The sequence below is a fragment of the Paenibacillus sp. MAHUQ-45 genome (genome assembly GCF_058133325.1).
On the sequence record NZ_JBYUPV010000023.1, the window covers coordinates 28,344 to 44,169 of the forward strand.

Genomic DNA, 15,826 nt, shown 5'->3' on the forward strand with positions numbered 1-15,826 from the left:
GCTTGAACGATACCACCTTGTTGTTGCTGTCTACTTCATACACACCAATATATTTGTTCGTTATCGGATCCACGCCGGTGATATCTGCACCAGGCGTGTAAGGGTCTGTTACTCCCGCTCCTGTTGGCGCTGCATCCCCTACATTTGGTGTAGGAATTAGGGTAGAGGACACTTTTGTCACGAGGTGGTTACCCGCTCCTACGGATGTCGTCACCTTCGTCGTATTCGGGTTAGTTCCCGGCGATGGCGATGCAGGCAATGTTGGCACTGGTCCTGGAGCGGTAACATTGACTGATGCTGAAGGCGCGGATTGTACATTGTTCTTCACTGCCGTTACAGTGTAATTATGGCTTGTTCCTGCAGCCAATCCTGTCACAGCGTAACTCGTGTTATTCACAGTTGTAAGCAGTGTTCCGTTGTCAAATAGCTGGTAAGAAGTGGCACCAGTCACAGCGCTCCATGTTAACGTTGCCCCTGTGTTGGTTACAGCGCTTTTCGCCAAGTTTATAGGGGAAGGTGGAATATCCTGGGAACTGTATGCTCCCCCCTCGACAATTGCCGTTACTTTCCCAGGAGTCACGTTAGGTGTCGAGCCCATATTCAGCAACACCTGTGCCTGTCCATTAGCATTTGCATTTATTACTACTGGTACAGGTGTAATCGGTTGTCCGTTAAGATCTTCAATGGTTCCACTATCCGCTTTAAGCGTAATAGGAACGTTGCCTACCGGATTACCACTTGAATCCTTTGCCGTTACTGTCAATTGTGTTTTGCCTGGCTTGCTATTAGCAGCAGTTGCCATTGTCACGGAAATAGGTGCTTGCTGGTATGTTGTATTAGGATCAGCCGTATCAATCGGATCAACATTATTGGTAAAATACCAATTCAAGATATCATGATTCTCCCAAGCTCCACCAGTCGAAGCCGTAAAACCAGCAAAAACAGAATCTTGGTTCTTAAAAATCATCCCCAGATCAACGTTACTCACATCTAGTGCCTTTATTGCCGTGTTTCGATTATTTAAACCCTTATTAATGTAAACTTTCACATTCTTTGTAGAGCCGTCATAGTCTATCCAAGCATGATAGACTGAACCGTCCTTTAACTTGTATCCTCTCGGAAGTAAGTCATAGGTTGGAAGTGTATTATTAATATTACCGTTTACGCCAAGCCCGATATAGCTATCGCTTGGATCACCTAGTTCCGTATTTCTGTAAGTATCGAACTTAACTGCAAAGCTCGGAGTAATTCCGCTATATCCAATTCCGCTGCCGACTGTACCGGCATTACTTTGCATGGTTTGAACCGTAAAAGTAATCCCATCAGCACCAGGCAATCCTGAAGGATTATTTATTGCAGCATCAAATCCTCTAGCAAATCCCTGCTCGGTAAACCGAAAGGAGAAATAGGTACTGAAAGAAAAATTATTTTGACTATAAATTCTCTGCTTGCTGAATACAGTACCATAATACGATCCACCGGCACGACCATCCGCTCCTGAAGTTAAACGAAGGATGCGTTTGGGACTGACCTTCGTATCAAGTACAGCAGCACTTCTGCCGTTTAAAGAAAATATACTACTAATATTGCTATCAGAAAAATCATCATATTTGAACGTCACCCACTTGGTTGTAGCCGCTGGAGCGGCTCCTGCCGGCAAAGCGGGGGTAATTATACCAAAGAACAATGCCGATAACAGGACATACGATATAAATTTTTTAAACGTTTGTTCCATAATACTTCAACCCTCTCTTCCCTTTTAAAGCAACAGCATGAGTCAATTCAAACCTATTGCTTAAGTTAAAATATTCCTTGTTCACACGACTTTGTATTTTGCTAAATACGAAATCCCCAGTCGACAACTCCACACCCTTTCTGTCGAAAATAGTACTTTTTTCCCTATTTCTACCGGAACTTTTTAACCATAGCACACCGTTCTGAGCAGATTCTGAGCAACAAAAAAAGCGGCCTACGCCTACGACTCATCGTCGGCGCTGCCGCTGTATATCCGGGACCATAATCCCACCAATTACTCCATCGGTGACATTCCCAGACCTTATTGCAATCATGTAGAACCTTTATCACATTCAAGAAGACGAGGAAAGGGGAGAATTAGAATTACCTCCAAAAGCCTAACTTCACCCGAATCACGCCTACTCTTCTGTCTACACCTCCCCTTCATTCCTTCTCGCTTACCGCCTGCGGTACAGCCAGACAGCTATTATGATACCCAGTAGACTCAGTATGCCCAGTTTAAATTGAATAGTGATGTCGTAACTGATGATGTCAAAATCGGCTTGCGGCGACCATTTTAGCACCGTCGATTTTGTAAGAAAAGATAGCGCCTTTACAGGTTCCAGCAGCTTGGCTATCCAAGCACCAGTAAGCCAGCCCAGAATTAGAAATAACAGCAGTATTCCTACATTTTTCTTCTTCATGTCCGTCTTCCCTCACCATTTTTTTAGAACCAACTCTTAATCCTGATTCGCCAGCTATGCCAAAAAATCCTCCCTATCATAAGTTGCCTGAATAGAAAGGATTTATAGGTTAAGAGAGATTGGCTCCCATGGCGACCAATAGTTTTTTCTGGCCGGTTAGAAAATCCATCATCGAGCCTTGTACTTCCCATAGCAGGCCGCCAGCTTTGCTCTTATTATACTCGGCGAGTGCTGAGATGCCCTGGTTCATTGACTTCTCCAGCGAGGTGCTGAGGGCCTGTGCCTCCGGCGAAAGCGACTGCTCCAAGCCCTTGGCTGCCTCCTTCCACTGAAGGTGAAGATCGCTGATAGCGGCAGCCGCTGCGGTATCTGGTTGTCCCGTGCTGAGCAATGCGGCAGACAGACTGCTGAGCTCTCCCAGCAGCTTGCCGCTGGCCGTGAAGTAGCCTTCCACTGTCTCGGCATTCCCGGCATAAGCCAGCCGCTCTACAGCTGGCAGCGTTACTTCCCGCACATACAGCTCAATGCCCTGATTCTTCAGGCCGCCGCTAAGCAGCTTGGCCTGTTCCCGGTCTGGCGACAGGCCTGCATATACGCGATTGCCATCATTCGGGTCAACCTCTGCCGCCAGTCCGGCGTCAAGCAATTCCTTCCGGGCTTGAGAAGCACCATCTGGCGAGCTGAAGACGCCATACTGAAGCAGGTAGTAACTCTGTGGTGTAATATGCACAGGAATAGTGTTCACTCCTGGATTTCCGTTCTCCGCCAGGGGCAGCCCTGAAGTCCCTGTGCCAGCAGGGTCCACGGTCTTGTCACTGTTCTGAGCCCCCACGGCAGCAGTGCCAGTGACAGGCGTATTACCGCCACCGCCGGGAGTTCCTCCATTGAAGAAGGAAAGAGCGGTGTAGCTTAGCAGCAGGCCCGTACCTAATGCGCCGGCCACGGAGAGCGCAAATTTCCACCAATACGAGGGACGGCGGGAACGATACGCACCCCCGTACCCGCTACCCGCCTTTTCACCGTCGTATTCGTAGTGTTCCGGAACAGGATCGAAAGCCTGCTGGGTTGGGATTTTGCGCGAACGCCATTCTTCTTCCTCTTCAATGAAAGGGAGTGGAGTGCGCCGGGAATCCCACAGGTCAGGAGGTGTATTACCATGAAAGAAAGTCTGCCGTTTCGGCAATCTGCCACTGTCCTCCGGCATCTTCTCTACATCCTGCCGCCTCGGCATTGCGCCTCTGTCCTCCTCTATCTGCTCTACATCCTGCCAGCGGTAATCTTTCGTGCCGGCCGGATAGCCGTAAATGGGCTGGGACGCGGTTCCACGTAAGGTGAGCGGTTCCGGCTCAAGTACCCAACCGTGGTCCAGAAAATCGTCCTCCTGCTTCAGCGGTTCAGTCTTATATTCCTGAGCCGTCCCGACACTGCTACTGGAGCGGCGTTCTTCTTCCTTCGGCCACGGCTTGTCCTTGTCAACATCGAACCGGAATGTCATTCTCCCGTTATTCACTGCCCGCACCTCACCTTATCTGTTCTATATCAAAAGATATGATAGAAGATAGGGAGATATGCTATATCTTATAGAATTTGCAGTCACTCCAGAGACACAGCGTCACTCAGCCCCGACATTCCGGTATGATGTTTTCCTGCTACGAATCAATCCCTTATCTCGATCCTTAAGGTCACTTTCCATATGAAAAATACAAGCTCGTCCCCTTTACGTGCACGCTCTCTTCGCATATTATGTTAAAATAACGCCGTATGTTACGTTGAGGGTACAAGCTTAAATCTTGATCCCGCAGTCAACATTTTAGGGGTTAAACTTACATTCTCTATCACATTAGGAGGGCTTTTTCTGCAACAGACAATCAAAGCAGCAATCGTAGGCTATGGCAATCTTGGAAAAGGTGTGCGCAAGGCGATTGCCCAAAGCGCGGATATCGAGCTCGTCGCAATTTTCACTCGCCGGGAACCCGGACAAGTGGAAGCCGGTGAAGCCGGTGTGAAATTCGAGCATATTTCAGCCGTTGAGCAGTATAAAGGTAAAGTTGATGTCATGATTCTGTGTGGTGGTTCCGCTACCGATCTGCCAGAGCAGACCCCTGCAATCGCAAGCTTGTTCAATACAGTGGACAGCTTCGATACACATGCCAAAATCCCTGAATTCTTTGCTGCCGTGGATGCCGCAGCCAAACAAGGCGGCACACTCAGCGTAATCTCTACTGGCTGGGACCCAGGCCTCTTCTCAATGAACCGCCTGCTCGCCGAATCCATTCTGCCTGAGGGCAAGGAATATACCTTCTGGGGCAAAGGCGTAAGCCAAGGTCACTCCGATGCCATCCGCCGTGTACAAGGCGTCAAAGCCGGCGTACAATATACCGTTCCTGTTCAAGAGGTTATCGATGCCATCCGTTCCGGAGAAACACCGGAGCTGACTACACGCGAGAAGCATCTTAGAGAATGTTATGTTGTGGCTGAGGAAGGTGCAGACCGCGAAGCGATCCGTGCCGAAATCGTCAACATGCCTAACTATTTTGCCGATTATGATACTACAGTTACCTTCATCACGGAGGAAGAGCTGGCCGCACAACACAGCGGAATTCCGCATGGCGGCTTTGTTATTCGCAGTGGTGTTACCGGCGAAGGCACAAAACAAATTGTTGAATTCGGCCTCAAGCTGGAAAGCAATCCTGAATTCACAGCCAGCGTTCTCGTAGCATATGCTAGAGCTGCTGTCCGCCTAAGCAACGAAGGCCAAAGCGGAGCAAAAACCGTGTTCGATATCCCACTGGGACATCTCTCGCCGAAATCGGCGGAAGAATTGCGTCGTAATCTGCTGTAGTCCCAGCTACACAAACAACCCGCAACAGATGGCAAGCCTCTTGCCTTTCTGTGCGGGTTGTTTTATTTAAAGCGTCGGTCCAATCTTATACAAGGCCAAGTACTTTCTGCTTGATGTCCGTAAATTCATAATGCTTCAGCAAAGTCTGGAATGCCCGGTCGGCGATAATGGCACCCATTTCCTGATCCAGTAACAGGGTTGTAATGCTGTCCGCGATCTCCTCGAAGGTCTTTGCAGTCAGGATATTCCGCTTATGCTCGCAGATCAGGGTCTCTGAGCCACGAAACGTTGTGACAACAGGTGTTTTTAACGCCCATGACTCCAGAATTTCTGGACGAGCTTCTATCCCTTCTAGCAGAGGGGCGAACAAGACCTTGGATTGACGTATGTAATGAATCGCCTCGTCTGTAGAGGCTGCAATGAAGACATTCTCCTCTTCCTTAAATGATTCCAAAACTTCAAGTTCCAGTGCATTACTGGTGATATAGAATTTAGCACCGGACACCTTCGCCCGAACCGCCGGAAGAATATTCTGTTGAAAGAGTAGTGCTGCACGTTTCCCTTGCGGGGTACTCATATTCCAGTGAAGCACAACCCCGTCTTCTTTAACCTTTGGTCCTGCTTGCTCATATTTATCAAGTTTGATAAACGAGGGGACCACCTGCACCTTTCCAGCATCTTCGAAAGACACCGCTTTGAATGAAAGGGCATCCCATTCCGAAGCAGCTAGAAGTAATGCTGTCTTGTTCATGGTTCGCAGCATGTCCTTACGCAACCGCGCAGCATTTAGATGGTCATAGGGCTTAATGAAGATTCTTTTTCTCGCCGTCCTTTGATAGGTGCGTCCAGTCCGTGGCTGGAAAGCATCCATGATCAAGGTAATCCCAGGCTGCACCCGGTTCAGAACATCCAGATAACTGCCGGGAAGATTATATGATAAGAAGGCATGACTGTATGAATTCATATGGCAAAGCTCGGCGATGGCGAGTTTCATTTCTTTGTTGGTATTTCCCGGATAAAACCGTCTTCCCGGCGTATAAAGTGTGTCCTGCTTCTTCCCACGTATAGGGCCCTTCATCTTGACTTGATGAACCGTGAGCGAACTCCCCGCTTCCGGGAGATCACCCGGATGATAATTACCATACAAGAGTAAATCAACATCATATTTCTCCAATAAAATCTCAAGAAGACTTCTCGTTCTGATCCAGCCTTCGCTATCCTCCTGGCCATGGATACGGGCGGACAGGAATAATAATCTCTTACGCATGTATTTCGACTCCTTGTTGCTCTATAGAAATGTTAGCTTCCAATATATTCGCACACAAAAAAGCAGGATCACTAAGCATCCCGCTTCTATCTATGAAACTTTAGATGCATTCCTATAGTAACTCATTTTTCGCCAAAACGCTGTCGATTTATAGGAGCAGAGAATTATTTTTTAGATGGATATGGGTATACGTTGTATAACTTGTCCCTGTAGTGTTACAACACATCCTTTATTATTAAAAAATGAAAAATAGTCCCTGTATGCCTTCTAGTAGTTGAGGACTACAAAAAAACACCCCTTAAAGGTAACGGAATAACATCTGTTATCCCGGGTATCCTTTAAGAGGTGTGATTCAAACGGAAATCTCCGATTCTCTTGTTGGCTTCTGCCTGATGTTAGCGTTTCTTCAATTGATCCGCCAGCGTATAACCCACTTTCCAGATATCGCCTGCGCCCATCGTAATCACAAGGTCGCCGGATGCGATCCGGTCCTGCAAATCGTTCACAACATCTTCCTTGGTAGGCAGATGCCGTGCGCCGCTGTTGCTGTTCTGCTTGATCAGCTCCACCAGCTTCGCCGAGGTTACACCTTCGATCTGCTTCTCCCCGGCCGGGGAGTAGATGTCGGTGATGATCACTTCATCCGCTTCACTGAAAGCCCTGCTGAAGGCATCCAGCAAGAAGAAAGTGCGGGTATATCGTTGCGGCTGGAATACAGCAATGATCCGCTTGCCGGTTGCCTTGGCTGCACTGATAGTTGCCTGAATCTCAGTCGGGTGATGTGCATAGTCATCAATGACAAGGATATCATCCACTTCTCCGAGAACCTGGAACCGGCGCTTGGCACCATGGAAATTGACAATGGCCTTGGCAATATCCTCGAACGGTATTCCAGCCTTGAGACAGGTGATCACTGTAGCCATCGCATTGTACAGGTTGTGTTGTCCCGGTACGGACAATTCAATACGACCTAGCACCTCACCATAACCGTTCATCGTGAAAGACACCTGTCTGTCGCCCAGCACGATGTCAGTTGCAATGTAGTCCGCAGTCGGCGAATGGATACCGTAAGTCGTCACATCGCCCTTCACTTCCGGCAAGAGAGAGATCACATTCTCATCATCCGCGCATACGATAGCAGTGCCATCTTCACGCAGCTGGTTCATAAACTGCACGTAAGCAGCTTTTAGGCGGCCAAAGTCTCCGCCGTAATTCTCCAAATGGTCGGCTTCGATGTTCGTGACAATACCAAGCCAAGGGTGATACTGCAGGAACGAACCATCGCTCTCGTCCGCTTCTGCAACGACATACTCCCCTTGTCCTGCTTTGGCATTCGTACCGATATTCATAATTTCCCCACCGATGATATACGTAGGGTCCACACCGCATTCTTCCATAACCAAAGCGATCATGGATGAGGTTGTGGTCTTACCGTGAGCGCCGGCAACAGCGACACCTTTCCGTTCATTCAGCAGCCGGCCCAGCATTTGCGAGCGGTGTAGAACCGGAATCTTCAGCCGTTCCGCCTCGACCCATTCCACATTGTCGTTGGACAAAGCGGTAGAGTAGACGACTAAGTCCGCTCCTTTTACCTGCTCAGCGGTATGTCCAATATAGACCTTCGCGCCTTTGGCAATCAATTTTTCCGTTAATTCCTGCGACGCGACATCAGAGCCGGTCACCGTATATCCCATTTCTAGCATTACCCGGGCAATCGCGCTCATACCATAGCCGCCGATCCCTATAAAATGCACACGTTCAGTAGTATCCAACAGTTCGTCACCAGCCTTTTTCAGAATCGGGTTGCTGCAAAATCGCACCGCGCACATCAGATATTAAATACAGCGTGCCGGAGACCACAGCCAGGTCTTCCTGAGCTGTCGTCGACTTCAGCAATTGCAGCGCTTTGTCCCAATCACGTTCTACTATAATCACCAAATTTTCTTTGGCATATTTCTCCCGCAGGCTCTCTGCAATCGCCTGCAGTTCTTCCGCGTCCATTTTCTTCCGGAAATCCGGTTCGGTCAGGATGAGCGTATCCACTATAGGCAGTATATGCTTGAAATACGATTCATGATGCTTATTTGCCAGCATACCCATAAGCAAATTTAATTTATCGTATTTATAGAACTGCGGAAGGCTCTTGGCGAGAGTTTCTGCCCCTTCCGGATTGTGGGCACCATCCAGTACAATCCGCGGAACGGTGCTGACTTCTTCCAGTCTTCCGGCCCAGAAGGTGCGGCGGAAGCCTTCCTGCACATCTTCGTCATCCAGCATGAACGCCATATACTGCCGCAAGGATTCTAGCGCCATCATGGCTCCGGCAGCATTGCTGCATTGATGCTCACCCTTCAAGCCGATGCTGAGCTCAATCGATCGGAAAGGACCTTTGAACATAAAGGTCTGCAGGCCCTCGCGAATTCCGGTGACTTCATAGCTGAAGTCTTCTCCGGCAAGGTAGAGCTTGGAGCGGCATTCAGCCGCCTTTTTCTTGAGCACCGCTACCGCTTCCGGTTGAGTCACACAGCTAACCACAGGTACGCCGGGTTTGATGATTCCGGCTTTCTCTGTGGCAATCTGCTCCAAGGTATCTCCTAGCACATCGGTATGGTCGAAGCCCACGTTGGTAATGATCGAGACGATTGGGGTAACTATGTTCGTTACATCCAGCCTTCCCCCAAGCCCCGTCTCCCATACGACAACGTCGGGATAGGCATGCTCCGCATAGTAGACAATCGCTAGTGCTGTCGCTACCTCAAACATGGTAGGCGAACCAAGCTCACTGGCTGCAATTTCTTCCACCAGCGGATGCAAGATATTCGCCACTGCTGTCAAGGTCTCCTCAGGAATATCCTCACCGTTATACTGAAACCGGTTCGTAAACTTCGTAATGTACGGTGAGGTAAAGGTTCCTACGGTATAACCGCTTTGGAGCAAGGTGCTTGTCAAAAATGCACAGGTCGAACCTTTACCGTTCGTTCCCGCTACATGAATAAACTTCAGCCGACGATGCGGATTGCCCAGCCGTTCCATCATCAGTAGAATCCGCTCCATCCCGGGGCGGATTCCGAATGGAATCAGGCTGTTAATCCAGTCTACGGCTTCTCTATATGTCCCAAGAGGGGCGTTACTTCCGCCCCGGATCATGTCTTCCATGTCTTTTATCCTCTCAGCTCTGCGATGCGGGCAAGAACCTTTTCCCGTTTGGCGGAATAATCGGCCTGCTTCGCCCGTTCCTCTTCGATGACTTTTGCTGGAGCCTTGGCCACGAAGCCTTGATTGCTCAGCTTCTTCTCCACGCGCTCAACTTCGCTGTTCAGCGTCTGTACTTCTTTTTCCAGTCGGGCAATTTCCTGATCAATGTCAATCAGTCCTGACAGCGGCAACAGCAGCTCAGCGCCAGTAACTACAGCCGACATCACCTTGCCCTCGGTTACCGGATTCAGGCCGGCCGCGAACGAGGAGGTGTTGCAGAAGCGGCTGATGTAATTGTCGTTACGCTGAATGATGCCCAGAATGTCTTCATTTCCGGCTTTAACGATGAGGTCAACTTTCTTGCTCATCGGCACGTTCACTTCTGCCCGGATATTACGGACAGCGCGGATGATATCCATCAGAATGTTCATCTCCGCAACAGCTTCGGCGTTCTCCAGTGCCTGGTCATATTCCGGCCAAGCCGCAAGGGTGATTGTCTCTCCTTCATGCGGCAGATGCTGCCAGATCTCTTCCGAGATGAACGGCATGAACGGATGGATCAGACGCAGTGTACGATCAAGCGTATAAGCCAGAACCGATTGCGTCTTCGATTTGGCAGCTTCATTCGTACCGTACAGATTCAATTTGGCGAACTCGATATACCAGTCACAGAGATCGTCCCAAATGAAGTTGTACAGCACACGGCCCGTCTCGCCGTATTCGTACGCGTCAATTAGACGCGTAATTTCGCGAGAAGTTTCGTTCAGCCGGTGCAGAATCCAGTGGTCTGCTGTGCTCAAATCACCTGTAATGTCGATATCCTCGAAGGAAACACCCTCCAGATTCATCAGCGCAAAGCGCGACGCATTCCAGATCTTGTTGGCGAAATTACGTGCCTGCTCTACCTTCTCTATACGGAAGCGCAGATCCTGTCCTGCAGTAATACCTGTGGAGATCATGTAACGTAATGCGTCCGCGCCGTACTTCTCGATAACCTCAAGCGGGTCGATACCGTTACCAAGCGATTTGGACATTTTGCGTCCTTCGGCATCACGTACAAGCCCGTGAATCAACACATCCTTGAACGGCTTCTTGCCGGTGAATTCCTGAGAGGAGAAGATCATCCGCGCTACCCAGAAGTAGATAATGTCATAGCCGGTAACGAGCACGTTGTTCGGGAAATAACGCTCCAGATCGCTGCTCGTCTCATCCGGCCAGCCGAGTGTGGCGAACGGCCACAGGTTCGAGCTGAACCAGGTATCCAGTACGTCCTCATCCTGCTTCAGGTCATTCAAGCCGCTCGCTGCTTGTGCTTCCTCTTCGCTCATGGCTACGAATACTTCGCCAGTGGATTCGGAATACCAGGCCGGAATTCTGTGTCCCCACCAGAGCTGACGAGAAATACACCAGTCGCGAACATTTTCGATCCAGTTCATGTAGGTCTTCTCAAAGCGCTCAGGCACAAAGTTAACGCCTGTTCCGTCCTTCTGCGCGCTGATCGCTTCCTCTGCCAGCGGCTGCATTTTTACAAACCATTGGGTGGACAGATACGGCTCGATCACGGCGCCAGAACGCTCGCTGTGTCCTACTTGGTGCACATGATCTTCGATGGATACAAGAACGCCTTGCGCCTTGAGGTCAGCCGTAATTGCCTTGCGGGCATCGCTACGGTCCTGCCCTTGATATGGACCTGCTTCGGCGTTCATGGTGCCGCTCTCGTCCATCACGTTGATCTGTGGCAGATCGTGACGTAGTCCTACTTCGAAGTCGTTCGGATCATGTGCTGGTGTAATTTTCACCGCGCCGCTACCGAACTCTTTGTCAACATATTCGTCCGCAATCACCGGAATCTCGCGTCCGATTATTGGCAGAATCAGTGTCTTCCCAATCATATCTTGGTAACGCTCGTCCTCAGGATGCACCGCTACAGCTGTATCGCCCAGCATCGTCTCTGGACGGGTGGTAGCTACCGTAATATAACCGCTGCCGTCCTTAAGCGGATAACGGAGGTGGTACAAATGGCCGTTAACTTCCTTGTACTCTACTTCGATATCAGACAGCGCTGTGCGGGCAGCCGGGTCCCAGTTAATAATCCGTTTGCCTCTATAGATCAGGCCCTTCTCATAAAGCTTCACGAAGACGTGGCGCACCGCATGGGACATGCCCTCGTCCAGCGTAAAGCGTTCGCGGGAGTAATCAAGCGACAGCCCCATTTTTGCCCACTGCTCATGAATGACTTCAGCATATTGGTCTTTCCACTCCCACACTTGCTCCAGGAACTTCTCACGTCCAAGATCGTAGCGGCTAATTCCCTGCTCTCGTAGCTTCTGCTCCACTCTCGTTTGAGTCGCAATACCGGCATGATCCGTTCCCGGCAGCCACAGTGTATCGTAACCCTGCATCCGTTTCGTACGGATGAGAATATCCTGCAGCGTATTAACGAGTGCATGGCCAATATGCAGCATGCCCGTTACATTCGGCGGGGGAATAACAATACTGTAGGGTTCTGCTTCCGGCCGCAGTCCAGCCTTAAAAAACTCATTTTCCATCCAGTAGCGGTACCACTTATCCTCAGCCGCCTTGGGATCATATGTCGTCGGCATTCCGTTCTTGGAATCCTGGGCTGCGGCGTTATCTGCCGCCACATCCTGCTGACCCGCCAGCTCCTCAGATGCCTTGTTGTTGTGTTCAGCCATTTCTATACCCTCCATTTACATCGTTTGATTACAGCTATACCTGATTTAGATTGCAAAAAAAAACAAAAAAGGCCCTTCGTCTCAAAGGACGAAAGGCCATTCTTTCGCGGTACCACCTTTGTTTCGCACCAATGGAAAAATAAAACTCCGCTTCACAGCCTGAAAAGACCTGAAGCCCAGTGCGACACCTCGTACAGATAACGGCTGCTACCGGCCACTTCCTAACCTGGATTTCACGAAAATGAAAGACAAGCTCAGAGGGGCGACTCCGGGGCGACTTCGGGGGCTGAATCCTGCGGAATTTCACAGCAATTACAATTCCGCTCTCTGAAGGGCTGACCGCCTACTCTTCCCGTTCCCAGTCTTTGACTAAATAGTGCTTACTCCATAATACATTTAGAGTCAAACATAGTCAACCTGGGCAAGTGCAGCGTTTTTTACGGAATATACAAAACCTGACCTTCTTCAACGCTCTGCCCGCTGAGCCGGTTATAGAGACCCAGTTCACGAGCGCTGAGCTGGTATTTCTCGGCAATCGTATCGAGCGTCTCTTCCCGCTGTACAATGCATAGCCGGACTTTCCGGAACAGGTTGCTGTTACCCGAAGAACTGATGAACCGGCTTTTCCATTCCGTACCATTGCCGACCTCAGGTACAGCAGCGGCCTCTGAAACTGGCTCCTCAACCGGAAGAGCCTCCTGCTCCTTGCGAGTCTTGCTAGAGCCTAGCAACGAAGAGAACGTAAGATGTTCTTTTTCCTTCGTGACTTCTTCCTTCTTGCTGCCCAGTGCCACCTTGAGATCTTGTTTCTCCTCATGGGGAGCCTCACTTTCGTGGGACACCAAATCTGCAACTGGAACAGGCTGCGCCTCGGGAAGCGTTGTCTCCGCCTGATTGGCCTCTGCTTGTTCAGAGGAATGAACAGCGGCTAGTGATGGCTCTTCTGCAGCCTCCGAATTTGAACCGCTGACAGCAGCGTTATTCTCAACTTCCGGGGAGAGCAGCTCAGTCGCGGGCTGTCCTGTCTCCTCCCGAATCCAATGCTCGGAACTCAGCCAGTTACCTGCAGGTGATGATGATGCTTCAGTGAACTGAGCTTCGGTGAACTGCGCTTCAGTGAATTGGGCTTCAGTGAACTGAGTTTCAGTAAACTGCGGACTGCCAGACTGCGAATCTGTTGTCGACTCCAAACTATGTGTGAATACCCGGGGTTTCTGCTCTTTGCCCTGTGAATGAACAGTTGGCTCCTCAGCAGCAACAGGGTCGGCCGATACTGCAAAAGCCACAGACTCAGCAGCGGTAAACTTCGGATTTTCCGCTCCCGCAAAAGTATTCTCGCGCTCCTCTATCGAAGTATCCTCTGCTGCACCTTCGCCAAAGGTCCAGATCGAATTCTCATACAGCGCATCCCCTTCGGGCGGATTGTCAGCAGAGACCTGGTTCGTTCTCTCTTCAGCAGCAGGAGAATAGGCTACCGTGTACTCTTCTTCCTGCCAGGCCGGCACAGCCTCTGTGCCTTCGATCCCCCGCAGGGACAGCACACCCGTAATATTCACCGTGCGCATCGTGAGCAGATCAATATCAAAATTCTCAATCTCCACCCCTATGTCTTCAAGCGAGCTGATCCGTGTCAGCGGAACTGTAATTTCAACGGGAATCGCATGGTCGAGACGCTGCGTTAGATCTTCTTCGCTCCGGTAAAGACCGGTAAGCAGCAATTGACCGTACAGCTCAGCCCGATCCTCCCGCTGAATCACCTGGATGTCCGGAAGCAGTTCGACCTCTTCCAACTCTGCTATTCCAGGCAGCTCTGCAGGCAGGTGAATCCGTTCATAAATATCAAACCGCAAGCCGTGAGACTGGTCAAACACGGGAAATGTCCTCCTTCTTGGCATAATCTAACCCTGAGACAAGCCCAGAGCATAAGCCCAAAATGTTACTCCCCTCATGTATATGCTTTAAACAGAGAGGCATGACAACTTTGACTGCCCTAGGCGGACAGGATAATTTAAAGAGCCATAATAACAACAACCTATTGTATGCCTTCATGATCCAGCGGGTACCGGGTAAGTGCGGCATTTGAGCAAGAGATGACTGGGGGCTGAAGCAGCGTTGGGTGGGATGGGTGTGACAAAAAAGGACCGAGGGTTCGAGTTACACTTGGCGCAACGGGTATGACAAAAAAAGACCGGAGGCTCGGGCTACACTTGGCGCAACGGGTATGACAAAAAGACCGGAGACTCGGGCTACACTTGGCGCAACGGGTATGACAAAAAAGACCGGAGGCTCGGGCTGCACTTGGCGCAACGGGTATGACAAAAAAAGACCGGAGGCTCGGGCTACACTTGGCGCAACGGGTATGACAAAAAAAGACCGGAGACTCGGGCTGCACTTGGCGCAACGGGTATGACAAAAAGGGCCACCAGTAGTCTCTGGTTGACCTAATAATACCAAGGGGTTGTCACAAAAGGGGACTGGCCCCTTTCAGTAGACAGTACAAAAAAATAGACATCCATTAAGCGGCGTTGATCCTAATCGGAGACGGTCCACTTTCGCTAGACAAACATATTCATGGACCCTGCTACGCCAAGGGAAGCTTTATTATGCTAATTCAAAAAGTAGATGCGGTAGAGCAGGCTCCGCTCAAACGCAAGACTTGAAGATCAGGAACTGCAATAAAAAGAGGACCTTGCACCGCCATACGCATGTCGCGCAACATGGTGGACTAGTCAGAGCCCAGTGTCAGACCTAACTCGTAACTTTGGAGCTTGGCTCTGATTTAACAGGAAAATGTACCGTCAATTCTCCCCTTTCAACGGTTTTGCTCGAATTAACGGGAAATTCTCAGACTGTTGAGAAAGTAGTTGTGTTGAGAAAATCGATAATTAAACCCTTGATGAATGAACCGATCTCGAAATCCGGACCTGCTTCTTGTTCCCTCTGGTAACGGACCTCAGATCCGTTATTTCCTAACACCTGACCGTTCCAGAAAATAACGGACTCCAGCGACGCTATGAGCAGAAATCGGGTGTAAAATCCACGGTTTGGGAGGAAATAGCGGCACCTGAGTCCGTTACATGTTCTAAAAGCTACTTGATGTGTAAATAACGGCGCTGGGGTCCGTTAGCCCCCATGCATACGTCTCCAACCTTCTGAAGCAGTGGTTTTGACAAGGATTGATGATGAAGCTGAGCCTGATTGATAAGGCTATTTCGCATCAACAATCGTAGAGAATGGTGTTTCTGGGCAGTCTGAGTTTTTCCAGTTATTTAACCGGGCATAGCATCCACGTTTACTTTACCGGGTCTCCGCACCTAAGGGGAGGGGGTTGGGGTTGGGGTTGGGGTTGGGGTTGGGGTTGGGGTTGGGGTTGGGGTTCGCTTCAGCA

At 50.0% G+C, this 15,826-nt stretch carries 10 protein-coding genes; 2 read left to right on the plus strand and 8 right to left on the minus strand.

What is annotated here, in order from left to right; genetic code table 11:
• The 3 genes from AC3Y23_RS28465 to AC3Y23_RS28475 form a co-directional block, all read right to left on the minus strand.
• On the minus strand, positions 1-1,735 hold a 1,735-nt coding region (locus AC3Y23_RS28465; protein ID WP_483874861.1), incomplete at its 3' end, for a lectin-like domain-containing protein.
• Positions 1,736-2,192: 457 nt separating this feature from the next.
• On the minus strand, positions 2,193-2,438 hold the full coding sequence (locus AC3Y23_RS28470) for a DUF4321 domain-containing protein (RefSeq protein ID WP_379205454.1): 246 nt from the start codon (positions 2,436-2,438) through the stop codon (positions 2,193-2,195).
• 109 nt (positions 2,439-2,547) lie between these two features.
• On the minus strand, positions 2,548-3,948 hold the full coding sequence (locus tag AC3Y23_RS28475; RefSeq protein ID WP_379205455.1) for an SPOR domain-containing protein: 1,401 nt from the start codon (positions 3,946-3,948) through the stop codon (positions 2,548-2,550).
• 345 nt (positions 3,949-4,293) lie between these two features.
• Between AC3Y23_RS28475 and AC3Y23_RS28480 the strand changes: the two genes are divergently transcribed.
• Positions 4,294-5,280, plus strand: a complete 987-nt coding sequence (locus AC3Y23_RS28480) for a diaminopimelate dehydrogenase (protein ID WP_379205460.1) — start codon at positions 4,294-4,296, stop codon at positions 5,278-5,280.
• Between the two features lie 85 nt (positions 5,281-5,365).
• On the opposite strand, the gene AC3Y23_RS28485 is transcribed toward AC3Y23_RS28480, so the two are convergent.
• From AC3Y23_RS28485 to AC3Y23_RS28505, 5 genes are all read right to left on the minus strand, one after another.
• Entirely contained in the window at positions 5,366-6,547 is a 1,182-nt protein-coding gene (locus AC3Y23_RS28485) for a glycosyltransferase (RefSeq protein ID WP_379205456.1), read from the minus strand.
• Positions 6,548-6,942: 395 nt separating this feature from the next.
• Positions 6,943-8,319, minus strand: coding sequence for a UDP-N-acetylmuramate--L-alanine ligase (murC, locus tag AC3Y23_RS28490; RefSeq protein ID WP_379205461.1), 1,377 nt, complete (start codon positions 8,317-8,319; stop codon positions 6,943-6,945).
• A gap of 7 nt (positions 8,320-8,326) precedes the next feature.
• Positions 8,327-9,703, minus strand: a complete 1,377-nt coding sequence (locus tag AC3Y23_RS28495) for a bifunctional folylpolyglutamate synthase/dihydrofolate synthase (protein ID WP_379205457.1) — start codon at positions 9,701-9,703, stop codon at positions 8,327-8,329.
• A 5-nt stretch (positions 9,704-9,708) separates the two neighbouring features.
• Positions 9,709-12,345, minus strand: a complete 2,637-nt coding sequence (locus AC3Y23_RS28500) for a valine--tRNA ligase (RefSeq protein ID WP_379205462.1) — start codon at positions 12,343-12,345, stop codon at positions 9,709-9,711.
• A gap of 530 nt (positions 12,346-12,875) precedes the next feature.
• Positions 12,876-14,309 (minus strand): LysM peptidoglycan-binding domain-containing protein, encoded by a 1,434-nt coding sequence (locus AC3Y23_RS28505; protein WP_379205458.1) that lies wholly within the window; start codon positions 14,307-14,309, stop codon positions 12,876-12,878.
• Between the two features lie 350 nt (positions 14,310-14,659).
• Here AC3Y23_RS28505 and AC3Y23_RS28510 point away from each other — a divergent pair, with 350 nt between their 5' ends.
• The gene (locus tag AC3Y23_RS28510) at positions 14,660-14,848 is read left to right on the plus strand and encodes a hypothetical protein (RefSeq protein WP_379205459.1); all 189 of its coding nucleotides are present in this window, start codon (positions 14,660-14,662) and stop codon (positions 14,846-14,848) included.
• Positions 14,849-15,826: the final 978 nt, after the last annotated feature.